This window comes from Virgisporangium ochraceum, from assembly GCF_016863655.1.
Classification (GTDB): Bacteria; Actinomycetota; Actinomycetes; order Mycobacteriales; family Micromonosporaceae; genus Virgisporangium; species Virgisporangium ochraceum.
Genome location: NZ_BOPH01000151.1, coordinates 1 through 24,353, shown reverse-complemented (window position 1 = coordinate 24,353; position 24,353 = coordinate 1). Strand labels below are relative to the sequence as shown.

The window sequence follows — 24,353 nt, the reverse complement described above, 5'->3', positions numbered from 1 at the left end:
GTGACTTTGCCCCGGTCGGTACCGGTCCGGTCCACACTGCTGCCCTTTGGGGCAGCGCCATGGGCTGAGATCAAGTTCACGCTCCGCGCAGGACCGCCCCGAACCGGGACGACGCGACGGCCACCGCGGCGTCACGCGCAGCGACCGCCTCCTCGACGGTCAGGGTGCGGTCGGAGGCCCGGAACGTGAGCTTGTAGGCCAGCGACTTGCGCCCGTCACCCACCTGCGCACCGGTGTAGACGTCGAACAGCCGCAGCGACTCCAGCAGCCCGCCGGCACCCTCCACGAGCGCCCGGCGCACCTCGTCGGCCGGCGTCGCCGCGTCGACGATCAACGCGACGTCGATGAGCGCCGGCGGGTACCCGGAGATCGTCGGGGTCACCGGCACACCCGGTAGCGGCAGCGCGTCGAGCACGATCTCCATGGCGCAGGTGCGCGGCGGCAGGTCGAGCGCCGCGCACACGGCCGGGTGCAGCTCACCCGCGTGCCCCACGACGACGTTCCTCAGCACCAGCTCGGCGCACCGTCCGGGGTGCCACGGCGCGTTGGTGCCCGCCCGCACCTCAACCGACGCACCGGACGCCTCAGCCACCCGCAGCGCCGCGTCGATCGCGTCGGCCCACGTGGCCGGGCGGCCCGCGCCCCACCAGCCGGCCGGCTCGAGGTCACCCGCGAAGACGGCGGCCACGTGCCACGGCTGCGCCGGCACGAACGTCTCGGCGGTCGCGAGGTCGGCCTCGTCGGGCCGGTGCGCGACCGGCAGCACCGGCGGCTCGCCGGTGGCCGCCGCCGGGTGGAACACCCGGCCGATCTCGAACAACGCGACGTCGCGGTTGCCCCGGCCGACGTTGCGGCGCAGCGTCACCAGCAGCGGCGGCAGCAGCGTCGTGCGCAGCGCCGGCTCCTCCTCGGAGATCGGGTTGCGCAGCCTCACGCTGGCCCGCCGCGGGTCGTCGTCGGGCAGGCCGAGCGCGTCGAGCGCCGCCTCGCCGACGAACGGGTAGCTGAGCACCTCGACCAGGCCCGACTCGGCCAGCGACCGGCCGACCGCGCGGCGCCGGCGCTGTGCGGCGGTGAGGCCGTTGCCGGGCGGCGCGACCGGGAGCAGGCTCTGTACCCGGTCGTAGCCGTCGATCCGGATGACCTCCTCGGCCAGGTCGGCCGGGTCGGTGAGGTCGGGCCGCCACGTCGGCGGCGTCACGACCAGCCGCGTCCCGTCCACCGCGACCGTGCACCCGATCTCCCGCAGAATGTCGGCGGCCCGGCCCTCGGCGTAGGAGATCCCGGCGACGCGGGCCGGGAGGTCGGCGTCGATCGTCACCGGCGGCACGGCGGGCTTCGTGTCGAGGTCGAGCACCTCGGCGCCGGCGGTTCCGCCGCCGTACTCGACGAGCAGCCGCACCGCCTTCCCGATCGCCGGCAGCGCCAGCTCCCGGTCGACGCCGCGCTCCCACCGCTTCGACGCCTCGCTGTGCAGCTTGTGCCGGCGGCAGGTGCGGGCGACCATCACCGGGTCCCAGTGCGCCGCCTCGAACAGCACGTCGACGGTGGTCGGCTGCACCTCGGAGGTCTCGCCACCCATCACCGCGGCGAGCGAGATCGGCCCGGAGTCGTCGCAGATCACCATGTCCTCGGCGTCGAGCGTGCGCGTCACGCCGTCGAGCGTGGTGACCTTCTCCCCCTTCACCGCGCGCCGCACGACGAGCGGGCCCTCGATGAGCGACAGGTCGAACGCGTGCATCGGCTGCCCGAACTCGAGCATCAGGTAGTTGGTGATGTCGACCGGCAGGTTGATCGACCGCACGCCGGCCGCGACCAGCCGCTTGCGCATCCACGCGGGGGTCGCCGCGGTCGGGTCGACGCCGCGCACGGCCCGCGCCGCGAACCGGTCGCAGCCCACCGGGTCCTCGACGGTCAGCGGGTAGGCCGGCTCGTCGGTCGCGCCCGGTGCCTCGACGGCGGCCGGGTCGCGGAACGCCAGCCCGAGCGAGTGCGACAGCTCCCGCGCCAGGCCGCGCACCGACAGGCAGTAGCCGCGGTCGGGCGTCACGTTCAGCTCGACGATCGTGTCGTCGAGCCCGACGAACGGACGCGCGTCGACACCGGGAACGACGCCCTCGTCCTCGGGCAGCTCGATGATGCCCTCGTGGTCGTCGCTGACCCCCAGCTCACGCCCGGAGCAGATCATGCCGTTGGAGATGTGGCCGTACGTCTTGCGGGCGCTGATCGCGAAGTCGCCCGGCAGCACCGCACCGGGCAGGGCGACGACCACCAGCAGGCCGGCCCGCACGTTCGGGGCGCCGCAGATGATGCCCTGCGGCTCCTCGCCGCCGACGTCGACCTGGCAGTAGTTGATCAGCTTCTTGAGACCGGGCACCTGCTGGGCGTCCAATACCCTTCCCACGACGAGAGGCCCGGTGACCGCGGACCCCAGCGACGTGATGCCCTCGACCTCCAGGCCGACGCGCACGAACGCGTTCTCCAGCCGCTCGGCGTCGAGGTCGGGCAGGTCGACGTACTCCTTGAGCCAGGAAACGGGAACCTTCATCGATCAGCCCTCCACACCGAATGCGCGGGAGAACCGCACGTCGCCCTCGACCATGTCGCGCATGTCGGTCGCCTCGTTGCGGAACATCAGCGTCCGCTCGATGCCCATGCCGAACGCGAACCCGCTGTACACGTCGGGGTCGACCCCGCACGCCCGCAGCACGCGTGGGTTGACCATGCCGCAGCCGCCCCACTCGATCCACCGCGGGCCGCCCTTGGCCTGCGGGAACCACAGGTCCATCTCGGCGCTCGGCTCGGTGAACGGGAAGTACGACGGGCGCAGCCGGGTGCGCGCCTGCGGGCCGAACATCGCGCGGGCCCAGTGGTCGAGCGTCCCCTTGAGGTGGCCCATGGTGATGCCCTTGTCGACGACGAGGCCCTCGACCTGGTGGAACACCGGGGTGTGGGTCGCGTCGAGCTCGTCGGTGCGGTACACCCGGCCCGGGCACACCACGTAGATCGGCGGCTTGCGGGTGAGCATCGTGCGGGCCTGCGCCGGCGACGTGTGCGTGCGCAGCACCAGCCCGGGCACGTCGACGAAGAACGTGTCCATCATCGTGCGCGACGGGTGGTCGGGCTCGATGTTGAGCGCGTCGAAGTTGTACCACTCGAGCTCGACCTCGGGACCCTCGGCGATCTCGTAGCCCATGCCGACGAACAGGTCGCCGATGTGCTCCATCAGCGTCGTGAGCGGGTGCCGCGCGCCGCGCGGGCGGCGGGCCACCGGCAACGTGACGTCGACGGCCTCCTCCCGCAGCACCCGCGTCTCGCGTTCGGCGACGAGCGCGGCGTGCCGCGCGTCGTAGGCGGCCTGGATCGCGGTGCGCGCCACGTTGACGCGCTTGCCCGCGTCGGCCTTGGCGGCGGGTGGCAGCGCGCCGATCTCGCGGCGGGCCAGCGCGACGGGCGCGCGGTCGCCGAGGTGCGCGGGGCGGGTCGCGAAGAGGGCGTCGAGGTCGGGTGCCGCACCGAAGGCCTTCTCGGCGCCGGCGACGGCGTCGTCGAGGGCGGCCTGGTCGAGCAGCGCGACCTGCTTGGGGTCGTAGTCAGCCATGATGAATGGAGTCTCCCGGGAGGAATCGGCGCCTAGTCTAGGTACCTGCGGCTGTGCCGCCGCCCACCGGGTCTCGTGACGTGGTCTTACAGCCCGATGGGCTGACTAAAGAACCTCACGACGACTCCTCTGCTCAGTGGCACTAGCGTACAAGCACACCGCGGCGGCGGCCGCGAGGTTCAGGCTCTCGGCGCGACCGTAGAGCGGTACCCGGACCCGGTGGTCGGCGGCGCTCCCCAGCTCCGGCGGCAGCCCGTGCGCCTCGGATCCGAAGAGCCACACCGTGGGACCGGCCAGTGGCGCGTCCGGGAGGGCGACCGGCCCGTAGCCGTCGGCGGCGAGCACGGTGTACCCGGTGTCGCGGAAAGCCGACACCACCGCGAGCGGGTCGGGGTCGCGCACCACGTCGACGTGGAACAGGCTTCCGGCGCTGGCCCGCACGGCCTTGCCGTTGTAGGGGTCGACCGCGTCGCCGGCGAACACGACGGCGCCGGCTCCGGCCGCGTCGGCGGTCCGCAGCACGGTGCCGGCGTTGCCGGGGTCGCGGATCTCGCACAGCACCGCGGCCAGTCGCGGCCGTCGGGCGAGGGCTTCCTTCACCGTGACGTCGAGCGCCCGGCACACCGCGACCAGCCCCTGCGGGCGCACGGTTTCGGCGAGCGACTCGAGCGCGGCGTCGGTGACCGTGTACCGGGGCGCGGTGCCGGCGGCGCGCACGACGTCGCGGTGCGCCTCCAGGGCCTCGGCGGTACCGAACAGCTCCACGACGTGCCCGCCCGCCTCGCGCACGGCCTGCGGGCCTTCGACGAGGAAGAGGCCGGCCTGGTCACGGGCCCGGCGACGCTGCAGCTTCCGGGCAGCAACGACCCGGGGCGACCGTACCGAGAACGGTGTCACCCCGGGTCGCAATCCGTCTGTCGGAGCCGGCTCAGGCGCTGCCGGCTCAGGCGGCCGCGGGCTGGGTGCCGCCGTGGTCGGCGACAGCCTGCTTGGCCACGGCGACGATGCCGGCGAACGCCTTCTCGTCGGTGACCGCGAGATCGGCGAGGATCTTGCGGTCGACCTCGATCCCGGCCAGCTTGAGGCCCTGGATCAGCCGGTTGTAGGTGAGGCCGTTGGCGCGGGCCGCCGCGTTGATCCGGGTGATCCACAGCTGGCGGAAGTCGCCCTTGCGGTCGCGCCGGTCACGGTAGGCGTACTGCATCGAGTGCAGCATCTGCTCCTTGGCCTTGCGGTACAGCCGGGACCGCTGGCCCCGGTACCCGCTCGCACCCTCAAGGACTGTGCGGCGCTTCTTCTGGGCGTTGACCGCCCGCTTCACGCGTGCCACTGGTTCGTACTCCTCATCAATGACCGGCCGCTGCCCTGTCGGGCGTCAGCCGGCCGGTCTACTACTGGAATGGGTGGTGAGGACGCGCGTGTCAGCGGCCCAGGAGCCTCTTGATCCGCTTCGTGTCGGCCTTGGTGAGCACGACCCTGCCGGCGAGACGGCGGGTGCGGGTGGACGACTTGTGCTCCAGCAGGTGAACCCGGCCAGCCTGCTGGGACACCACCTTGCCGGAGCCCGTGATCCGGACCCGCTTGCCCATACCGGTGTGGGGCTTCATCTTCGGCACTGAACTTCGCTCTCTTCCCTGTAATGCTTCCCTGGATGGCCAGCGCTGACCGATGTCGGGTCGGCGCTGGTCGGGGTGCTGGGCCCTCCAGGAGGGCCCCACCGCCGATCGGCGGCACCCGTCAGCCCAGTGCCGTCATCCGTTCTGTACTCCTGCTACCCGGCGCGCGTTACGCGATCGCCTCCGGGGCCGGGCGCGTGTCGGTGGGCGCCTTCGCCGCCACCGCGGCGGCCTTGGTTGCCCGGTGCGGGGCGATCACCATGATCATGTTGCGGCCGTCCTGCTTCGGAGCGGCCTCGACGAAACCGAGCTCCGCAACCTCTTCCGAGAGCTTGCGCAGGAGCCGGAAACCCAGCTCCGGGCGGCTCTGCTCGCGGCCGCGGAACATGATCGTCACCTTGACCTTGTCGCCGGCCTTGAGGAACCGCACGACGTGACCCTTCTTGGTCTCGTAGTCGTGCGAGTCGATCTTCGGGCGGAGCTTCATTTCCTTGATGACGGTCTGTTGCTGGTTACGCCGCGCTTCGCGCGCCTTCAGTGCGCTCTCGTACTTGAACTTGCCGAAGTCCATGAGCTTGCACACTGGGGGGCGTGCCATTGGCGCAACCTCGACCAGATCCAGGTCGACATCGGCGGCCAACTGCAGGGCGCGCTCGAGCGGGACGATGCCCACCTGCTCACCCTCCGGGCCGACCAACCGTACTTCGCGTGCTCGGATCTGCTCGTTGACGCGTGGCTCGACGCTGATGGGGCCTCCTCGATTGGTCCACTACTGGTACCCGACCACTCAGAGGGCGCCCCGGAGGCAGGAAAGCAACGAGGCCCCGGAGCATGCCTGCGCATGCTGGGGCCCGCTCGACCGGTCAACCGGCACACCGATGACGCCCCACCCCTGCGACGGGGGGTGCGCCGGTGGACCGGCACCGACCGGACCCGGCCACCTGAGCTTGTGACAGCGACAGTGACACGGGTGGGAGCGGAGCTCCGCTTTACCTACCGCCAGGAGACCGGCGGAGTGGTCGACTCATGACAGGGTACCAGGTACGCAACGTCACCCGCGTGCCACCTATTCCGGCGCGCCGCTGGTCTCCTTCGACGGGGCAGCCGTGTGGCGGGCGTGCATCGCCCGCAGCGCCCGGACCGCCTGCACGGCGTGCTCCTTGTCGGCGGCCTGGATGGCCAGCACCGACACGAGGTCGTCGTCCTGCAGGTCGAGTGTGACCCACGGGGCGCCGCGCCGGAACGTGACCTCGCGGATCACCGGCCAGGGCAGCTCGGTGGTGCCGAACAGGTTCCGCACCCGCACGCCGGTGGCGTCGGCCTCCAGGCGGGGCAGCGTGAGCAGCAGGGACCCGGCGGCCAGCAGCACGCCGAGCATGATCATCGCCACGTGGTCGGCGGTCTCGAACGCGGCGCCGGTCTCGTTGAACGTGCCCCGCAGGCTGAACGAGATGCCGACGAACACCAGCACGATCACCGGCGCGGCGATGTAGACCATGACCCGGATCCGCCGCGGCCGGACCCGCAGCACCTCGTCACCACTCACCCACCGATCGTCCCACGCTCCCCGACACGGCAGAATGGCGCCTCGTGAAAACGTTCGACGCGCTGTTCGAGGAGCTGTCGGCCAAGGCCGCGGCCCGCACGCCCGGATCGGGAACCGTCGCCGCGCTGGAGCGCGGTGTGCATTCGATCGGGAAGAAGGTCGTCGAGGAGGCGGCCGAGGCGTGGATGGCCGCCGAGCATGAGGGACCCGAGCGCACCGCCGAGGAGATCTCCCAGCTGCTGTACCAGGTGCAGGTGCTGATGCTCGCCACCGGCCTGACGCTCAGCGACGTCTACGAGCACCTGTAGGGGGAACGAGAATGCTGCGCATCGCCGTCCCCAACAAGGGGACGCTGTCCCAGCCGGCCGCGCAGATGCTGCGCGAGGCCGGGTACCGGCAACGCACGTCCGACCGCGACCTGATCTGCGTCGACGGCGACAACGACGTCGAGTTCTTCTACCTGCGCCCGCGCGACATCGCGACCTACGTGGGCTCGGGCGACCTGGCCCTCGGCATCACCGGACGCGACCTGCTCCTCGACGCCGACTCCGGCGCGGAGGAGGTGATGGACCTCGACTTCGGTGGGGCCACGTTCCGGTTCGCGGCCCGACCCGACGGCTCCGACGGCACGCCGGAAGGGCTCGCCGGGCGCCGGATCGCCACCTCGTACCCGGGGGTGGTCCACCGTCACCTGGAGAAGCTCGGCGTGTCGGCCGAGGTGATCCGGCTCGACGGCGCGGTCGAGAACGCGATCCGGCTCGGGGTGGCCGACGTCATCGCCGACGTCGTCGAGACCGGCGCGACGCTGCGCCAGCTCGGTCTGGTGACCGTCGGCGACCCGATCCTGCGCTCGTCGGCGATCCTGATCGGCCGGGCGGGCGACCCCGACCAGCCGCAGGTCACCCAGCTGATCCGCCGGCTGCAGGGCGTGCTGGTGGCCCGGCGGTACGTCATGATCGCCTACGACGTGCCGACCGCCCAGCTCGACGCGGCCGTGGCCCTGACCCCGGGCATCGAGTCGCCCACGATCTCGCCGCTGCGCCGGGAGGGCTGGGTGGCGGTGAACGCGATGGTCCTCAGCGCCGAGGTCCACCGCATCATGGACGAGCTCTACGAAGCCGGCGCAAGAGCCATCCTGGTCACGGAGATCCGGGCCAGCCGCCTGTAACCCCCGCCCACCCCGACCCACCCACGGGGGCGGAGTGCGGAGCGCTACGCGGGCAGGTCGCGGAGGACCACGGCGGCCTCCAGCGCGGCCACGGTCGCCGACCAGCCCTTGTCCTCCCGCGAGTCGTCGAAGCCGGCCCGGTCCTTCGCCTGGCCGATCGAGTCGACCGTGAGCACACCGTGGGCCACCGGGGTGGACGCGTCGAGCGCCACCCTGGTGAGCCCCTCGGTCACCGACTTGCACACGTACTCGAAGTGGGCCGTGTCGCCGCGGACCACCACGCCCAGCGCCACCACCGCGTCGCAGCGGCCGGCCAGGGCCTGCGCCACCACCGGCAGCTCCACCGACCCGGACACCCGGGCCTCCAGGACGTCGGTGACCCCGCACTCCTTCGCCGCGGCCCGGGCCCGTTCGAGCATCTGCTCGACCAGCTCACCGTGCCAGCGGGTGGCGACGAGGCCGAGCCGCAGCCCGGACGCCTCGACGGTGGACAGCTCCGGTGCGCCCCATCCGGACATCTAGGCCAGCCCTTCCGCGATCAGGTCGCGCTCGTCGAGCAGATGTCCCATCCTGTCGCGCTTGGTGCGCAGGTAGCGGACGTTCTCCGGATGTGCCCGCACCGGAGTCGGCTCCCGACCGGTGATCGTGAGGCCGTAGCCCTCCAGGCCGGCCCGCTTGGCCGGGTTGTTGGTGACCAGCCGCATGGTGCGGATGCCCAGGTCGACCAGGATCTGCGCGCCGGTGCCGTAGTCGCGGGCGTCGGCCGGCAGCCCCAGGTCGAGGTTGGCGTCGACGGTGTCGCGCCCGGCGTCCTGGAGCTGGTAGGCCTGCAGCTTGTGCAGCAGCCCGATGCCGCGCCCCTCGTGGCCGCGCATGTACAGCACCACGCCGCGGCCCTCCTCGGCCACCCGGGCCAGCGCCGCCTGCAGTTGCGGTCCGCAGTCGCAGCGCAGGCTGCCGAACACGTCACCGGTGAGACATTCCGAGTGGACCCGCACCAGCACGTCCTCGCCGTCGGACAGGTCGCCGTACACGAGCGCGACGTGCTCCGCGTCGTCGTGGGCGGTGCGGTAGCCGACGGCCTTGAACAGCCCGTGCGGGGTGGGGATGCGGGTCTCGACGACGCGCTCGACCTGCTTCTCCGACCGCCGGCGGTAGGAGATCAGGTCGGCGATCGACACCAGCGCGATGCCGTGCTCCGCGGCGAACTTCTCCAGGTCGGGCAGCCGCATCATGGTGCCGTCGTCGTTGACCAGCTCGCAGAGCACGCCGGCGGGTCGCAGGCCGGCCAGCTCGCACAGGTCGATGGTGGCCTCGGTGTGGCCGGGCCGGCGCAGCACGCCGCCGCGCTTCGCCCGCAGCGGCACGACGTGCCCCGGGCGGCTGAGGTCGGTCGGCCGCGTCGACGGGTCGGCGAGCAGCCGGATCGTGTACGCGCGGTCGGCGGCCGAGATGCCGGTGCCGATCCCGTCGCGGGCGTCGACGGTGACCGTGTAGGCGGTGCCGCGCCGGTCCTGGTTGGTGTGGTGCATCGGGGGCAGGTCGAGCCGGTCGGCGTCGTCCTCGGTGATCGGCGCGCACACGAAGCCCGACGTGTAGCGCACCATGAACGCCATCAGCTCGGGCGTGGCGTGCTCGGCGGCGAAGATCAGGTCGCCCTCGTTCTCGCGGTTCTCGTCGTCGACGACGATCACCGCGCGGCCGTCGGCGATCTCCTTGATGGCCTTCTCGATCGGGTCCAGGGTCATCGCGAACTCACCATTTTCTCGACGTACTTGGCGATGATGTCGACCTCGAGGTTCACCGGGTCGCCGACCTGCCTGCGGCCGAGCGTGGTGCGCTGGAGCGTCGTGGGGATCAGGCCGACCGTGAACCAGTCGGCGCCGGTGTCGATGACGGTCAGCGACACGCCGTCGACGGTGATCGAGCCCTTCTCGACCAGGTAGCGCATCAGCGGCGGCGGCGCGGTGAACCGGACGGACTCCCAGCCGTCGCCGCCGGCCTCGCGGGCCGCGACCTGCCCGACCGCGTCGACGTGGCCCTGCACGAGGTGCCCGCCGAGCCGGGTGGTCGGCAGCGCCGCCCGCTCCAGGTTGACCGGGTCGCCCTCGACCAGCTCGCCGAGCGCGCTGCGCTTCCAGGTCTCGGCCATGACGTCGGCGGTGAACCGGTCACCGACCACGGCGACCACCGTGAGACAGACCCCGTTGACCGCTATCGAGTCGCCCTCGGCGACGTCTCTGGTGACCAGCGGACCGTTGAGCACCAGCCGGTCGGCGGCCACGGAGACCACCGTTCCCAGTTCTTCCACGATGCCGGTGAACACGACACCCCTCCTGCTCGCGTCGCACGTGCGCAGGCGAGGGAGGGGTAGCGGGAACGGGAGCCTCCGGAGACGCGCCTACGGCGCGGAAGGCCCCGCTGGCCGGTTGGGTCAACCGGCCGTCCCGCGCGCTGTCTCCCATCCGGACTTTCACCGTCGGCCCTGGAGTCACACCAGGTCCACCGGCCGATGGATTCGGCCGGGTCGCGGGCTGACCAGCTGTGACAGCTGGATTACCGCCGGTTCGGAATTGCACCGATCCCGCCAACGCGCGTGGTGGGTTACTGCCGCGAGTGTCGCACACCGGGCCGTGACCCGCCCGCGACGTAGATCACAACCGGTAGCGGGAATCAGGCGGCGCCGGTGCCGTCGAGTGACGCGGGTTCGCGGGGCTCGCGCTGCAGCGGCACCGACCCGAACGGCGGGGTCGCCGAGGACCCGCCACCGAACGTCGAACCCGGGCCGGGTGGCACCGGCGTACCCGTGGAGCCACCCGCGGGGCCGACGTACTCCCCCGGCGCCAGGCCGAGGTGGCTGTCGGGGGCCAGCCCGTAGGTTCCGCTGGCGGCGCCGCGCCGGTCGAACGCGACGTAGGAGCCGGGGAACTTCTTGGCGACGGTCTTCATGTCGGACGCGACGGCCACGATCTCGCGGGGGTCCGACCACTCCCGCGCCACCGAGAACGCCACCCCGATCGACAGGGTCACCAGGTTGGCCTGCTGCGGCTCGCCGCGACGGCTCTTCAGGACGATGTGACCGCGGGCGGCGTCCTCCGGGTCGTACAGCGCGTCGGCGGACTGCTCGAAGTCGACGACGGTCTTCTCGGTGAGCGGGCGCACCTGTTCGGGGCCGCAGACCACCACGAAGTCGTCGCCGCCGACGTGGCCGATGAACGCCGGCGGGCCCTCGGTCGTGGTCACCGCCCGGTGCAGCGACCGGGCCAGCGCGGCGATGAACTCGTCGCCGCGTGCGAAGCCGTACCGGTCGTTGACGCTCTTGAACCGGTCGATGTCCATGTAGCAGACCGCGTAGTCGTCGCCGCCGCGCGCCCGCTCGCCGATCTCCATGAGGATGCGGTTGTTGCCGGGCAGGCCGGTGAGCGGCGAGACCTCCCGGTACTCCTGGGTGCGGCGCAGCGTCGACCGCACCCGGGCCACCAGCTCCATCGTGTCGAACGGCTTGACCAGGTAGTCGTCGGAGCCGGCGTTGAGCCCGATGACCTTGTCGGTGGTGCGGCCCCGGGCCGTGAGCAGGATGATCGGCATCGAGCTCGTGAACGGGTTGGCCCGCACCCGCTTGATCAGCTCCAGCCCGTCGACCTTCGGCATCATCCAGTCGACGATCGCCAGCGCGGGCTGGTGCTTCTCGATGAGCTCCAGGGCCTCGTCGCCGTCGCTGGCGACGAGCACGTCGAAGCCCTCGATCTTCAGGTTCATCTGGATGAACCGGACGATGTCGACGTCGTCGTCGACGACGAGCAGCGTCTCGGCGGCGTCAGTCATCCGAGGCTCCGCTGGCCAGACGGCGCAGCCGCCGGACCGCCTCGGCCGGGTCGTCGGCGCCGTAGACGGCCGTGCCGGCGACGAACGCATCGGCACCCGCCTCCGCGGCCTGCGCGATGGTGTCGTCGGCGATGCCGCCGTCGACCTCCACGCGTATCTCCAGCCCGCTCGCCGCGACCGCGCGGCGCACCTGCCGCACCTTGTCGAGCATCTCGGGCAGGAACGCCTGCCCGCCGAAGCCGGCCTTGATCGTCATGATCAGCACGGTGTCGAGGTGCGGCAGCAGGTCGAGGTACTTGTCGACCGGGGTGTCGCGGTCGATCGCCAGCCCGGCCCGCGAGCCGGCCGCCCGCAGGTCGTTCGCCAGCCGCACCGGGTCGGCGGCCGCCTCGGCGTGGAACGTGACGTTGTACGCGCCCGCCTCGGCGTACCCGATGGCCCACCGGTCGGGGTTCTCGATCATCAGGTGGCAGTCGAACGGCAGCGTGGTGGTCTTCCGCAGGCTCTGCACCACCGGGAGCCCGATCGTGAGGTTCGGGACGAAGTGGTTGTCCATGACGTCGACGTGCAGCCAGTCGGCCGCTCCCTCGACGGCACGCGCCGCGTCGGCCAGGTGGGCGAAGTCGGCCGCGAGGATGCTGGGCGCGACGATCAGCGACGGAACACTCACCCTGCAATTGTACGAATCACGACACGGAACGGGTTCGGCCGTTACGCGGATTTCAAACGCGCTTCAACAATGCGAGGAACATGGCATCGGTTCCGTGCCGGTGGGGCCACAGTTGCGCCCAGGGACCGTCGCCCGAATCTGTGACATTTTCCATCAACGGGCGCGCGTCGAGCCGCTCGATCCGGCCGTCGAACCGGCGGATCGTCTCGTCGACGGCCATCCGGGTCTCGTTGATGTGGGGCGAGCAGGTGACGTACGCGACGATCCCGCCGGGCCGGGTGAGGTCGAGCGCGGAGCGCAGCAGCTCACGCTGCAACCGGGTCAGCGGCGGGAGGTCGTTCGGCTGGCGCCGCCAGCGCGCCTCCGGCCGGCGGCGCAGCGCGCCGAGACCGGTGCAGGGCGCGTCGACGAGCACCCGGTCGTACGCTGGCGCGTCGAAGTCCCTCCCGTCGCCGCAGTACACCTCGACCGGCAGCCCGCGCACGGCGTGCTCGACCAGCCGGGCGCGGTGCGGCGCCACCTCCACCGCGGCGACCTCCGCGCCGCGCAGCGCGGCCAACGACCCGAGCAGCGCCGCCTTGCCGCCGGGGCCCGCGCACAGGTCGAGCCACCGCCGGTCGGTGCCGTCGAGGGGCGCGTCGGCCAGCGCCGCCGCGACGAGTTGGGAGCCCTCGTCCTGCACGTGTGCCAGGCCGTCGCGGACCGCCGGGTGGTCGCCGGGCGCGCCATCGGGCAGGTGGACCGCGTAAGCGCCGAACGGTCCGACGACGCCACCGGTCTCCTCGGCCAGCTCCCGGGCGGTGATGCGGCCGGGACGGGCGCACAGGTGCACCGGTGCCGGGGTGTTGTCGGCGGCCAGGAGGTCCTCGAGCTCGTCCTTCCGGTCCTTCAGCGCGTCGCTGAACGCGCGCACCACCCAGGGCGGGTGGGCGTACCTGAGGGCGAGGTCGCCGGGGCCGAGCTCGTCGAGCCAGGTTTGCCAGTCGCGCTGGCCGATCCTGCGCAGCACCGCGTTGGCGAAGCCGATCGCGCCGGGCGCGACCGTACGCACCAGGTCGACGGTGGTGCTGACCGCCGCGTGGGCCGGCACCCGCATGTGCAGGAGCTGGTAGGCGCCGAGACGCAGCGCGTCGCGGGTCGGCGGGTCGATCCGTTCGACGGCCCGGTCGGCGGCGGCCGCGATCACCGTGTCGAGGCTGCCGCCCAGGCGCAGCGTGCCGTACGTCAGCTCGGTGGCGAACGCGGCGTCGAGCCCGCGGATCCGGTGCTCGGCGAGCAGCTTCGGCAGCACGAGGTTCGCGTACCCGTCGTCCCGGTGCACGGCCGAGATCGCCTGGAACGCCACCCACCGCGGCGGGTCGACCCGGTGCTGCTGCCGGTCGCGGCTCCGGTCGGGGCCCGCGGCGCCACGGTTCCCATTGGAGGCGCCGCGCGAGCGTGGGTCGCTCGCGCGGCCGCCGGCCCGGTCGCCCCGGGGCCGACTGTGCCCGTCTCCTGTCATTCGAACCGTTCGCCCGACGCGAGCCGCAGCCCGCGGAGCCAGGCCGCGGCGGCCATCGCCTTCTTGCCGGCGGGACGGACCTCGCCCAACGTGACCGGCGTCGTGGCCGTGCCGACGAGGACGGTGTCCTTCTCGACGCGGACCTCGCCGGGCGGCAGGCCCTCGGTGCGGACCGGCCGGACCGGGCCGAGCTTGACCCGGTCGCCGCGGAACGTGGTCCAGGCGCCGGGGGCCGGGGTGCACGCGCGGACGCGGCGGTCAACGGCGAAGGCCGGCTCGCTCCAGCGGACCCGCGCGTCGTCGTTGGTGATCTTCGGGGCGAGGCTGACGCCCTCGTTCGCCTGGGGTACGGGCTCGAGCGTGCCGGTCGCGATGCCGTCGAGGACGTCCGTGAGGAGGCGTGCGCCGCTCTTCGCCAGGCGTTCGAGCAGGTCGCCGGACGTGTCGGTGGGGCGGATCTCCTCGGTGAGCGTGCCGTAGACGGGGCCGGTGTCGAGGCCCTCCTCCAGCTGGAACACGGCCGCGCCGGTGACCTCGTCGCCGTGCAGGACGGCGTGCTGCACCGGTGCCGCGCCGCGCCAGGCCGGCAGGAGCGAGAAATGCAGGTTGATCCAGCCCCGGGCCGGGATGTCGAGCGCGGACGGGGGCACGAGCGCGCCGTACGCGACGACGGGTACGCAGTCGGGCGCGAGCTCCTTCAGTCGTGCCTGGAAGTCGGGCTCGCGGGGTCGCTGCGGGGTGAGCACCTCGATGCCGCGCTCGTCGGCCCACTGCCCGACGGGCGAGCGGACCAGCTGCCGCCCGCGTCCCGACGGCGCGTCGGGCCGGGTGACGACCGCGACCAGGTCGTGGTCGGAGTCGGCGATCGCATCGAGGGCGGGCAGCGCGACCTCGGGGGTGCCGGCGAAGACCAGCCTCATAGTCCGAGCGGACCCCCGCCCGCGGCGTGCGGACTGACCTTGACCACCGGCGGAGCGGCCGGGTCGTACCAGGGTGCTTCGCGGATCGCCTTCATGGCACCCTTGCGGGCCTCCGGGTCGAGCCGGTCGACGAAGAGCACACCGTCGAGGTGGTCGGTCTCGTGCTGGACGCAGCGGGCGAGCAGTCCCTCGCCGACGACCTGCGCCGGGTCGCCGTACTCGTTGAACCCACTCGCGACGACGTTCTGCCGGCGCTTGGTGTCGAAGTGCAGGCCGGGGATGCTGAGGCAGCCCTCGGGTCCGTCCTGCTCCTCGCCGTCGGGGAAGTGCAGCACCGGGTTGATCAGATGCCCGAGCACGCCGTCGACGTCGAACGTGAACACGCGTAGCCCGACCCCGATCTGCGGCGCGGCGAGGCCCGCACCTTCCTGCTCGCGCATGGTGTCGGTGAGATCGGCGACGAGACGCCGCAGCTCCTTGTCGAAGTCTGTGACGAGCTCGGCGGGCGTGCGCAGCACCGGATCGCCAAAGAGCCGGATCGGTTGGACGGTCAAATCGGTACTCCTGGCGATGCTGGTTCCGGCGCGGGATCAGCCGCCCATGTTACTGCGCACGGGTGTCACGGTCTGTCGCGGCGTCCCGCTCCCGCGCGGCGGACGGCCACCGACGGGGACGGCGGCGCTGGCGTGCGCGGTTGGCGCCACCGCCCCGGGCACCGCGGCCTGCTTCTCCGGTAGCCTGCTGAGGACAGAACGGCGCAACCCGCCCATTCCGCCCCTGCGGTCGAGGTCCCACTGCCGATCTTGGACGATCGTGCATGCCATAGGCGGCCTGATCGTCCAAGATCGGCGGGCGTCGCGGCGGCGGGGCGGCGGGGCAGGGCGGCGGGGCAGGGCGGCGGGGCAGGGCAGCGGCGGGGCACGGCCTGGGGGTCAGCGCCTTGCGTACGCGAGGACCGCGGCGCTCTCGCCCGGTAGGTCGACGGAGTCGTGCCACAGCGCCAGGCCCGGTTCGCTCGCGAACAGGACCTTCCGCGGAATGCCCCGGACGTTGATGCGTTGCGGCTCCGGCGCCAGGTTCGCCACCACCACGCAGTTGCCGCGGCGGATCGCCACATGCCGGTCGCCGGGCCAGACCTCGACGCGGTCGAGGCGGGGGTCGGACAGGTCGGGCCGCGACTTGCGGAGGCGGATCAGCTCCCGGTACACCGCCAGCATGTCGCGGTGCGGAGGCTTGCCCACCTCGGACCAGTCGAGCTTGGAGTCCTCGAACGTCGACGGGGCCTGGGGGTCGGGCACGTCCTCGGTGGCCCAGCCGTGGCTGGCGAACTCGCGGCGGCGGCCGGCGGCCACGGCGGCGGCCAGCTCGGGCTCGGGGTGGCTGGTGAAGAACTGCCACGGCGTCGACGCCGCCCACTCCTCGCCCATCCACAGCATCGGCGTGAACGGGGCCGTCAGCAGCAGGGTCGCGCCCACCCTGAGGAGGCGGGGCGACAGCGTCGCCGACAGGCGGTCGCCGATGGCCCGGTTGCCGATCTGGTCGTGGTTCTGCAGGTAGGCGACGAAGCGGTGGCCGGGCGTGGTCAGCCGGTCGACCGGCCGGCCGTGCAGGCGACCCCGGAAGCTCGACCACGTACCGGCGTGGAAGAACGCGCCCGTCAGCACCGTGGCGAGGCTGTCGAGCGAGCCGAAGTCGCCGTAGTAGCCCTGGCGTTCGCCGGTCAGCAGCGCGTGCAGCACGTGGTGCACGTCGTCGTCCCACTGGGCGTGCACGCCCATGCCACCGGCCTCGCGCGGCGTCACCAGGCGGGGGTCGTTCAGGTCGGACTCGGCGATCAGCGTCAACGGCCGGCCGACGTGGGCGGAGAGGGCGTCGACCGACGAAGCCAGCTCCTCGAGGAGGTGCACGGCACCGTGGTCGACCAGCGCGTGCACGGCGTCGAGGCGCAGCGCGTCGACGTGGTAGTCGCGCAGCCACATCAGCGCGTTGTCGATGATGTAGCGGCGCACCTCGCCGGAGTCGGGGCCGTCGAGGTTGAGCGAGGTGCCCCAGCTGTTCGCGCCGGTGGACAGGTACGGGCCGAACTGGGGCGCGTACGCCCCCGACGGTCCGAAGTGGTTGTAGACGACGTCGAGCACCACGCCGAGGCCGCGCCCGTGGCACGCGTCGACGAGGCGCTTGAGCCCGTCGGGGCCGCCGTAGGCCTCGTGCGGGGCGTACCAGCAGACGCCGTCGTAGCCCCAGTTGTACTCGCCGTTGAACGAGGCGACCGGCAGCAGCTCGACCATGTCGACCCCGAGGTCGACCAGGTGGTCGAGGTGCTCGATCACCCCGTCGAAGGTGCCCTCGGCGGAGAACGTGCCCACGTGCAGCTCGTAGAGGACGCTGCCGGGCAGCTGCTTGCCGGTCCAGGCCGTATCGGTCCAGGTGAAGGCGTTGTGGTCGTACAGGCGACTCGCCTGGTGCACCCCATCAGGTTGCCAGAGTGACCGCGGATCCGGTACCGGATGATCACTATCCGCGATGAGAAAGGCATAGTCGCGGACGTCGTCGGGTGCCTCGAACGACCACCAGCCGTCGTCACCGCGGGCCATCTCGTGGTCGGTGCCGTCCGGAAGGAGACGCACACGCATCCGCGGCGCCCCGGGCGCCCAGACCGTAATCGAAGTCATGCCTCGTCCATTGCCAGCAGCGCGACGGGATACGCCCCCAGCAGATCACGGATCAGCGGCGACCGGCCGGTAACGGCCACACCGGTGAGTGAGTCCTTCCACACACCCTCCGGCAGGTTTACCGTCGTGTCGCCCCAGCCGCCGCGCTTCGCCAGCCCCAACGGCAGCCGCGTGGCGACCACGACGAGGCCGCCGCGGTCGAACGCCAGGCAGTGGTCGGCCGCCGGGCCGTCCGCGGTCAACGCGGTGTAGTCGGTGAGGTCGCGGCCGCGTCGCGCTTTCAGAGCCGTGGTGACCAGGAGCAGCTTGGCCGCCCCGCTGTCGTCGACCGGGGGACGCCAGCCGCCGCCGATCCGGGTGAGCAGGTCGCGCCGCAGCGCGAAGTCGACGTCGCGCCGGTTGTCGGGGTCGACCAGGGAGTTGTCCCACAGCTCGGTGCCCTGGTAGACGTCGGGGATCCCGGGCATCAGGAGCTGCACGAGCTTCTGGCCGAGCGCGTTCGACCAGCCGCCCGGCGTGATCCCGGCGACGAACCCGTCGATGTCGGCCCGCAGCCGCGGGTCGTCGTAGGCACGGTCGACCGCCGCGCGGACGGCGGCCTCGAACTCCTCGTCGGGCGATGCCCAGGACGTGTGCGTCGACGCCTCGCGGGTCGCCTTCTCCATGTAGGCGTGCAGGCGCTCGCGCTCGATCGGCCATGCGCCGGCGACCGTCTGCCACAGCAGGTGCGCGGTCGCCGGGTCGGGCACCGGCGCGGCGGCGCTCCACCGGTCGACGGCGGCGCCCCACTCGTCGGGCAGCTCCGACAGCACGGCCAGCCGGGCGCGCACGTCTTCGCCGCGCTTGGTGTCGTGGGTCGAGAGCGTGGTCATGGATCGGGGCCAGTCCGCCTGGCGGCTCGCGCTCGCGGCGTGGAACGCCTCGGGCGTGACCCCGAACCGGGACGGGTCTCCGCCGACCTCGTTGAGCGCGACGAACCGCGACCACCGGTAGAACGCGGTGTCCTCGACGCCTTTGGCCATCACGGCGCCGGTGAACTGCTGGAACCGGACGGCGAGGTCGTCGACGCCGGCGGCGAGACGCGGTGCGAGCCGGTCGATCTCCTCGGTGAGGTCGGGCCGGCGGACCTTCGCGGCGGCGAGCGCCTCGGCGAGGTGCCCACCACCGGCGGCCGGCAGGTAGCTGCGGTAGACGGGGAACGCGGCGGCGACCTCGGCCAACGCGTCCCCGGTCCCGTCGCGGTTGCCCGCGAGCGACGACAGGCGCGACAGCTCCGACGACAGCAACCGGGTCGCGGCCTCGATCTTTCCGGTGTGCACGAGGTCGATCCAGGCCGTCGGCGCGCCGAGGAGGCGGGCGTCGAGCATGGTGAACGCGTCGGCGGCGGACGTGTCGACGAACACGCCGCAGGCCTCGGCGAGCGCGTCGTAGCCGGTGGTGCCGTCGACGGGCCACTCGGGCAGCGGCTCGCCGGGTTCGAGGATCTTCTCGATGACCAGCCAGGCGTCGGGGGCGTGGTCGCGCAGGCGCTGGAGGTAGCCGGCGGGGTCGCGCAGGCCGTCGGGGTGGTCGACGCGGATGCCGTCGACGTCGCCGGCCTTGTACCAGCGCAGGATCTCGGCGTGGGTCTGCTGGAAGACGTCGGGGTCCTCGACGCGCAGGCCGGCGAGCTCGGCGATCGCGAAGAACCGGCGGTAGTTGATCTCGGTGTTGCCGCGGCGCCAGTCGACGAGCTCGTAGTGCTGGTCGTCGTGCCGGTCGGTGCCTTCCGCCAGGGGGAAGCGGTGGTCGTAGTAGCGGAGCTCGCCGTCTTCCACGCGGAGCTTGTCGACGTCGTCGTCGGAGCCGAGCACCGGCAGCAGGATGCGCCCGCGCTCCCAGTCGATGTCGAACCAGTGGGCGTAGGCGCTGTCGCGGCCGTTCTTCAGCACGTCCCACCACGCCGGGTTGGCGTGCGGCACGGCGACGCCGGCGTGGTTCGGCACGATGTCGACGACGAGGCCGAGCCCGTGCTCGCGCAGCGCGTCGCCGAGCGCCTGCCGCTGCTCCTCGCCGCCGAGCTCCGGGTTGACGCGCGTGTGGTCGACCACGTCGTAGCCGTGCTCGGAGCCGGGCGTGGCCGCCAGCAGCGGCGACGTGTAGAGGTGCGTGACGCCGAGGTCGGCGAGGTAGCCGGCGAGCCCGGCCGTCGCGGCCAGGCCGAAGCCCGGCCGCACCTGCACGCGGTACGTGCTGTTGATCATTCAGACCACCCGGTCGAGGACGACGAGCGAACGCTCACGGACCAGAAGCTTGTTTCCCGCCTCGACCACCGTGCCGTCGCGCGGGTCGGCGGTGTCGAGTACGGCGGACCATTTCTTCCCGAACTCGGTACCGGGCAGCACGAAGTCGATCGGCTCCCAGTACGCGTTCCACAGCAGCAGGAACGACGAGTCGGTACGCCGTTCGCCGTGCGGGCCCAGCTCCCGGATGCCCTCGCCGTTGACGAACAGCGTGATCGAGTGGCCGAAGTTCTTCCACCAGTCCTCGTGGTCCATCTCGCGACCGTCGGGGGCGAACCAGCCGAGGTCGGGGATCGGCGTGCCGGCCACCCGCCGGACCGGGCGGCCGGTGAAGAACTTGCGTCTTCTGAACACGCGGTGGCGGCCACGCAGCTCTGCGAGCCGCTTGGTGAACTCGAGGAGCTGCTCGTCGACGGTCTCCCAGTCGACCCAGCTCAGCTCGTTGTCCTGGCAGTAGGCGTTGTTGTTGCCGTGCTGGGTGCGGCCCAGCTCGTCACCCGAGAGGATCATCGGGACGCCCTGGCTGAGCATCAGCGTGGCGAGGTAGTTGCGGCGCATCTTGGCGCGGAGCGCCTTGATGCCGACGTCGTCGGTGGGGCCCTCGGCGCCGCAGTTCCACGAGCGGTTGTGGTTGTCGCCGTCGCGGTTGTCCTCGCCGTTGGCCTCGTTGTGCTTGTCGTTGTAGGAGACCAGGTCGGTGAGCGTGAAGCCGTCGTGCGCGGTGACGAAGTTGATGCTCGCGAACGGTCTTCTTCCGTCGTCCTGGTAGAGGTCGGCACTTCCCGAGATGCGGCTGGCGAACTCGCCGAGCGTCTCCGGCTGGGTGCGCCAGAAGTCCCTGACGGTGTCGCGGAACTTGCCGTTCCACTCGGTCCACAGCGGCGGGAAGTTGCCGACCTGGTAGCCGCCGGGGCCCACGTCCCACGGTTCGGCGATCAGCTTCACGAGGTTGAGCACCGGGTCCTGCTGCACCACCTCGAAGAACACCGACAGCCGGTCGACGTGGCTGTGGTCGCCCTCGCGGGCCAGCGTCGAGGCCAGGTCGAAGCGGAACCCGTCGACGTGCATCTCCTGCACCCAGTACCGCAGCGAGTCCATGACCAGCTGGAGGCTGTGCGGGCTGCGGACGTTCAGGCTGTTCCCGCAGCCGGTGAAGTCGGTGTAGTAGCGCGGGTCGTCGTCGGACAGCTTGTAGTAGTGGCCGTTGTCGATGCCGCGGAAGCACAGCGTCGGCCCGAGGTGGTTGCCCTCGGCGGTGTGGTTGTAGACCACGTCGAGGATCACCTCGATGCCGGCCGCGTGCAGCTGCTTGACCATCGCACGGAACTCCTGCACCTGCTGGCCTTTGCGGCCCATCGAGGAGTAGCCGTGGTACGGCGCGAAGAAACCGATGCTGTTGTAGCCCCAGTAGTTGCTGAGGCCCGCCTCGATGAGCCGGTGGTCGTGCACGAAGTGGTGCACCGGCAGCAGCTCGATCGCCGTGACCCCGATCGACTGCAGGTGCTCGACGATCGCCGGGTGCCCGATCGCGGCGTACGTGCCGCGGATCTCGTCGGGGATCTCGGGGTGGCGCATCGTGAGGCCCTTGACGTGCGCCTCGTAGATCACGCTGTTGTGGTACGGCACCCGCGGCGGCCGGTCGTTGCCCCAGTCGAAGTACGGGTTGACCACCACCGCCTTCGGCATGTGCGGCGCCGAGTCGAGCGTCGACATCGAGTCGGGGTAGCCCCACTCGTAGCCGTAGAGGGCGGGGTCCCAGTCGATGTCGCCGTCGATGGCGCGCGCGTACGGGTCCAGCAGAAGCTTGTGCGGGTTGCACCGCAACCCGCGCGACGGGTCGTACGGACCGTGCACGCGGAACCCGTAGCGCTGGCCGGGCTCGATGCCGGGCAGGTAGCCGTGCCACACGAACGCGTCGACCTCGGGCAGCGGGATGCGCCGCTCGTTGTCGTCGTCGTCGAACAGGCACAGCTCGACCGCGTCGGCCACCTCCGAGAAGACGGCGAAGTTGGTGCCCATGCCGTCGTAGATGGCGCCGAGGGGGTAACGCTGGCCCGGCCAGACCTGCATGCTCATGCTCCGTTCGTTGCTACCGGAACGTTCATGGTCCCACTCCGGTGGGTGGTGCTGCTGCTATGCCCGCCCCTATGCCCGACTCGACCGCGCGTCTAACGGCCACGGCGAGTAAGGTGTCGGCAGATCAAGAGCGGAGACGGGGCGCTGCGCGTGGGTATTGGGTCGACATTCGCTTTCGGGCCTGAAGTGTGTGCCGACGTCACCGGTCCGTCCGGTGGCGCCCACCGGGAATGGCTGGTCGCCGACGGTGCGGGCGGTTTCGCGACGGGCACCGCGTCGGGGCTGCGCACGCGGCGGTACCACGGTCTGCTGGTCGTACCGGGTCCGGACGGGCGCCGGATGGGGCTCGCGTCGCTCGACGCGGCGGTCACGATCGGTGGTGGAACGCCGGTTCAGCTGTCGGCGCACGAGTGGGGCTCGGGCGTGGTCTCGCCCTCGGGCTTCCGCCACCTGGAGCTGTTCGAGGTCGTCGACGGGCTGCCCCGGTGGCGGTGGCGGATCGGCGACGTGGTGCTCGAGCGCGAGCTCGCCATGTCCCACGGGCACACGGGCGTCGGCGTGGTGCACCGGCTCGTGTCCGCTCCCGGTCCGGTCCGGGTGACGCTCACCGCCCTCTGCACGTGGCGCGACGCGCACGGCAACCGCACGGCCGGCGGCGCCGATCCGGTGCAGACCCGGGTCGCGAACGGCGCCGTCGTCGACGACGGCTACCGCATCAGCGGTCCCGGCTGGCGGGCCCGCGGCGAGTGGTGGCACGACGCCTACCTGCGCGAGGAGGCGTTCCGCGGGCTCGACCCGGTCGAGGACCTGTGGTGCGCGGGCACGTTCACCTCGACGTTGGAGCCGGGCGGGGTGATGGAGGTGTCGGCCTGGGCCGGCGACCTGCGCCACCAGCCGGCGCCGGCCACCGACGTGGTCGCGGCCGCGCGCCGGCGGGCGCGGTCGGTGGTGTCGAAGGCCAAGCCCAAGGACGACGTCGACGCGACACTCGCGCTGGCCGCCGACGCGTTCATCATCAGGGGACCGGACGTGGTGGCCGGCTACCCGTGGTTCGACTGCTGGATGCGCGACACGCTCGCCTCGTACGAGGGGCTGTTCCTGCGCACCGGCCGCGCCGTCGAGGGCGCCGCGCTGCTGCGCCGCTTCGCGGCGTCCCCGGCCCTGGTGGCCGACCTCGCCCAGGGTGCCAGTGAGGCGCCGCTGTGGCTGGTGCACGCCGTCGACCGGCACGTGGCCGCCACCGGCGACGGTCATCTCGGTGCCGAACTCGCCGCGCCGCTGGACAACATCCTCGCCGGCTACGCCGCCGACGACGCCCCGTTCGCCGCCCGGCTCGACCCGTCCGACGGCCTGCTCGCGCTGCGCCCGTCCGACGGCGCCGCCACGTGGATGAACGTGCGTACGGCCGCCGGTGTGCCGGTCACCCCGCGCGACGGCAAGCCGGTCGACGTCAACGCGTTGTGGGTCAACGCACTGGCCGGGCTGGCGAAGCTCACCGAGCGGGCCGGCCAGGACGCCCGCGCCCTGTGGGCCGGCCACGACGCCGCCCAGCGCTCGTTCACGAAACGCTTCGTCGCCCCGTCCGGCTGGCTGTACGACGTGGTCGACGCCCAGCCGGCCGCCTACCCCCTCGGCGGCGGCCCCCACCTCGACGACCCGGTGCTGCGCCCGAACCAGCTGTTCGCCTACGCCCTGCCGCACGCTCCCCTGGACGGCGCCGACCCGTCGGCGGTGCGCGCCGTGAGCCGCGCCCTGCTCACCCCGCTGGGCCTGCGCACGTTGGCCCCGACCGAGTACGGCTACCAGGGTCGCCACGCCGGTGCCGAGCCGGCCCGGGGCGAGGCGTACCACCAGGGGACGGCGTGGCCCTGGCTGATCGGCGTGTACGTCGACGCCTGCCGTGCGGTGGGCGTCGCGACCGACGGCCTGCTCCGCGGCCTGGAGGCGCACCTGTCGGAGCACGGGGTGGGCTCGGTCAGCGAAGTCGTCGACGGCGACGCGCCCTACCGGGCGAGCGGCTGCCCGTTCTCCGCCCGCTCGGTGGCGGAGCTGATCCGCGCGAGGGCCTCGCTCCGCGCGAAACCCTGACTCCTCTCGCGATCTTGGACATGTGTACATCGATTCCGATGTACAGGTTTCCAAGATCGCGGGAGGGCCGGCCGGCGCACGCGGCGTGGAAACGCTCCCAGGACTAAGGAAGACGTATAGAGTGACCGGCGTCGATATCTAGCCCCTGGAGGCACGGGTGAACAGGCGCGCCGTCGTACCAGCCGTCCTCGTGGTTGCGCTCGTCACGGGATCCGCCAGCGGACCCGCCACCGCCCGTGACCGGGGTACCTGGGCGGCCGCCTGGGGTGCCAGCCCGGTCGTCGGCGCGCCGATCCCCTGGTCGCCGGCCTGCCCGGCGGGCACCGGGCTCACCGACCGGACGGTCCGGAACGTGCTGTTCACCAGCACCGGCGGCTCGCAGACCCGC

At 72.1% G+C, this 24,353-nt stretch carries 20 protein-coding genes, 2 pseudogenes and 1 riboswitch; of the genes and pseudogenes, 4 read left to right on the top strand and 18 right to left on the bottom strand.

From position 1 onward, the window contains the following. Window positions 1-76: 76 nt before the first annotated feature. From pheT to Voc01_RS50475, 7 genes are all read right to left on the bottom strand, one after another. Window positions 77-2,548: a phenylalanine--tRNA ligase subunit beta gene (gene pheT, locus Voc01_RS50505; protein ID WP_203934961.1), complete on the bottom strand. Its 2,472-nt coding sequence runs from the start codon at window positions 2,546-2,548 to the stop codon at window positions 77-79. Window positions 2,549-2,551: 3 nt separating this feature from the next. Beyond that, a complete protein-coding gene (locus Voc01_RS50500; RefSeq protein ID WP_203934960.1) occupies window positions 2,552-3,601 on the bottom strand; it encodes a phenylalanine--tRNA ligase subunit alpha in 1,050 nt (349 codons plus the stop codon). A gap of 105 nt (window positions 3,602-3,706) precedes the next feature. Then, on the bottom strand, window positions 3,707-4,498 hold the full coding sequence (locus tag Voc01_RS50495) for a TrmH family RNA methyltransferase (protein ID WP_239161076.1): 792 nt from the start codon (window positions 4,496-4,498) through the stop codon (window positions 3,707-3,709). A gap of 46 nt (window positions 4,499-4,544) precedes the next feature. Next, complete coding sequence (gene rplT / locus Voc01_RS50490; RefSeq protein ID WP_203934958.1) at window positions 4,545-4,931, bottom strand: 50S ribosomal protein L20; 387 nt, start codon at window positions 4,929-4,931, stop codon at window positions 4,545-4,547. Window positions 4,932-5,022: 91 nt separating this feature from the next. Continuing rightward, the gene (rpmI, locus tag Voc01_RS50485; RefSeq protein WP_203934957.1) at window positions 5,023-5,217 is read right to left on the bottom strand and encodes a 50S ribosomal protein L35; all 195 of its coding nucleotides are present in this window, start codon (window positions 5,215-5,217) and stop codon (window positions 5,023-5,025) included. A gap of 169 nt (window positions 5,218-5,386) precedes the next feature. Next, window positions 5,387-5,965, bottom strand: coding sequence for a translation initiation factor IF-3 (infC, locus tag Voc01_RS50480; RefSeq protein ID WP_203934994.1), 579 nt, complete (start codon window positions 5,963-5,965; stop codon window positions 5,387-5,389). A gap of 318 nt (window positions 5,966-6,283) precedes the next feature. After that, window positions 6,284-6,763 (bottom strand): PH domain-containing protein, encoded by a 480-nt coding sequence (locus tag Voc01_RS50475; RefSeq protein WP_373873980.1) that lies wholly within the window; start codon window positions 6,761-6,763, stop codon window positions 6,284-6,286. Window positions 6,764-6,807: 44 nt separating this feature from the next. Here Voc01_RS50475 and Voc01_RS50470 point away from each other — a divergent pair, with 44 nt between their 5' ends. Further along, window positions 6,808-7,071, top strand: coding sequence for a phosphoribosyl-ATP diphosphatase (locus Voc01_RS50470; protein WP_203934956.1), 264 nt, complete (start codon window positions 6,808-6,810; stop codon window positions 7,069-7,071). A gap of 11 nt (window positions 7,072-7,082) precedes the next feature. Next, window positions 7,083-7,931, top strand: a complete 849-nt coding sequence (gene hisG / locus Voc01_RS50465; RefSeq protein ID WP_203934955.1) for an ATP phosphoribosyltransferase — start codon at window positions 7,083-7,085, stop codon at window positions 7,929-7,931. Between the two features lie 44 nt (window positions 7,932-7,975). On the opposite strand, the gene ribH is transcribed toward hisG, so the two are convergent. The 11 genes and pseudogenes from ribH to glgX all read right to left on the bottom strand — a co-directional run bounded on the left by ribH (window position 7,976) and on the right by glgX (window position 21,871). Beyond that, complete coding sequence (gene ribH / locus Voc01_RS50460; RefSeq protein WP_203934954.1) at window positions 7,976-8,449, bottom strand: 6,7-dimethyl-8-ribityllumazine synthase; 474 nt, start codon at window positions 8,447-8,449, stop codon at window positions 7,976-7,978. Continuing rightward, window positions 8,450-9,679: a bifunctional 3,4-dihydroxy-2-butanone-4-phosphate synthase/GTP cyclohydrolase II gene (locus Voc01_RS50455; protein WP_203934953.1), complete on the bottom strand. Its 1,230-nt coding sequence runs from the start codon at window positions 9,677-9,679 to the stop codon at window positions 8,450-8,452. Then, window positions 9,676-10,257: a riboflavin synthase gene (locus Voc01_RS50450; protein WP_203934952.1), complete on the bottom strand. Its 582-nt coding sequence runs from the start codon at window positions 10,255-10,257 to the stop codon at window positions 9,676-9,678. The genes Voc01_RS50455 and Voc01_RS50450 overlap by 4 nt, the downstream gene beginning before the upstream one ends. 123 nt (window positions 10,258-10,380) lie before the next feature. Beyond that, a riboswitch (FMN riboswitch) is annotated at window positions 10,381-10,527 on the bottom strand. A gap of 287 nt (window positions 10,528-10,814) precedes the next feature. Continuing rightward, window positions 10,815-11,756, bottom strand: a pseudogene (locus Voc01_RS50445) (GGDEF domain-containing response regulator); the annotation flags it as partial. Next, on the bottom strand, window positions 11,749-12,426 hold the full coding sequence (gene rpe / locus Voc01_RS50440; protein ID WP_203934950.1) for a ribulose-phosphate 3-epimerase: 678 nt from the start codon (window positions 12,424-12,426) through the stop codon (window positions 11,749-11,751). The pseudogene Voc01_RS50445 and the gene rpe, both read right to left, overlap by 8 nt. A 52-nt stretch (window positions 12,427-12,478) precedes the next feature. Continuing rightward, complete coding sequence (locus Voc01_RS50435; protein ID WP_203934949.1) at window positions 12,479-13,927, bottom strand: RsmB/NOP family class I SAM-dependent RNA methyltransferase; 1,449 nt, start codon at window positions 13,925-13,927, stop codon at window positions 12,479-12,481. Continuing rightward, window positions 13,924-14,847: a methionyl-tRNA formyltransferase gene (gene fmt / locus Voc01_RS50430; protein WP_203934948.1), complete on the bottom strand. Its 924-nt coding sequence runs from the start codon at window positions 14,845-14,847 to the stop codon at window positions 13,924-13,926. The genes Voc01_RS50435 and fmt overlap by 4 nt, the downstream gene beginning before the upstream one ends. Further along, window positions 14,844-15,401, bottom strand: a complete 558-nt coding sequence (gene def / locus Voc01_RS50425; protein WP_203934947.1) for a peptide deformylase — start codon at window positions 15,399-15,401, stop codon at window positions 14,844-14,846. The genes fmt and def overlap by 4 nt, the downstream gene beginning before the upstream one ends. A gap of 378 nt (window positions 15,402-15,779) precedes the next feature. Continuing rightward, a complete protein-coding gene (treZ, locus tag Voc01_RS50420) occupies window positions 15,780-17,519 on the bottom strand; it encodes a malto-oligosyltrehalose trehalohydrolase (RefSeq protein WP_203934946.1) in 1,740 nt (579 codons plus the stop codon). Then, complete coding sequence (treY, locus tag Voc01_RS50415) at window positions 17,516-19,762, bottom strand: malto-oligosyltrehalose synthase (protein WP_203934945.1); 2,247 nt, start codon at window positions 19,760-19,762, stop codon at window positions 17,516-17,518. Before treY ends, treZ begins: the two co-directional genes overlap by 4 nt. Next, window positions 19,763-21,871: a glycogen debranching protein GlgX gene (glgX, locus tag Voc01_RS50410; protein ID WP_203934992.1), complete on the bottom strand. Its 2,109-nt coding sequence runs from the start codon at window positions 21,869-21,871 to the stop codon at window positions 19,763-19,765. It lies immediately after the preceding gene. Window positions 21,872-22,063: 192 nt separating this feature from the next. On the opposite strand from glgX, the gene Voc01_RS50405 reads away from it, so the two are divergent. Together Voc01_RS50405 and Voc01_RS50400 are read left to right on the top strand one after the other, a co-directional pair. Further along, window positions 22,064-23,965: an amylo-alpha-1,6-glucosidase gene (locus tag Voc01_RS50405; protein ID WP_239161075.1), complete on the top strand. Its 1,902-nt coding sequence runs from the start codon at window positions 22,064-22,066 to the stop codon at window positions 23,963-23,965. Window positions 23,966-24,122: 157 nt separating this feature from the next. Beyond that, a pseudogene (locus tag Voc01_RS50400) lies at window positions 24,123-24,353 on the top strand (hypothetical protein); the annotation flags it as partial.

Coding starts and splice junctions, on each gene's coding strand:
- pheT (WP_203934961.1), bottom strand. CDS start 2,548: ATGAAGGTTCCCGTTTCCTGGCTCAAGGAGTACGTCGACCTGCCCGAC.
- Voc01_RS50500 (WP_203934960.1), bottom strand. CDS start 3,601: ATGGCTGACTACGACCCCAAGCAGGTCGCGCTGCTCGACCAGGCCGCC.
- hisG (WP_203934955.1), top strand. CDS start 7,083: ATGCTGCGCATCGCCGTCCCCAACAAGGGGACGCTGTCCCAGCCGGCC.
- ribH (WP_203934954.1), bottom strand. CDS start 8,449: ATGTCCGGATGGGGCGCACCGGAGCTGTCCACCGTCGAGGCGTCCGGG.
- Voc01_RS50455 (WP_203934953.1), bottom strand. CDS start 9,679: ATGACCCTGGACCCGATCGAGAAGGCCATCAAGGAGATCGCCGACGGC.
- Voc01_RS50435 (WP_203934949.1), bottom strand. CDS start 13,927: ATGACAGGAGACGGGCACAGTCGGCCCCGGGGCGACCGGGCCGGCGGC.
- fmt (WP_203934948.1), bottom strand. CDS start 14,847: ATGAGGCTGGTCTTCGCCGGCACCCCCGAGGTCGCGCTGCCCGCCCTC.
- treZ (WP_203934946.1), bottom strand. CDS start 17,519: ATGACTTCGATTACGGTCTGGGCGCCCGGGGCGCCGCGGATGCGTGTG.
- treY (WP_203934945.1), bottom strand. CDS start 19,762: ATGATCAACAGCACGTACCGCGTGCAGGTGCGGCCGGGCTTCGGCCTG.
- glgX (WP_203934992.1), bottom strand. CDS start 21,871: ATGCAGGTCTGGCCGGGCCAGCGTTACCCCCTCGGCGCCATCTACGAC.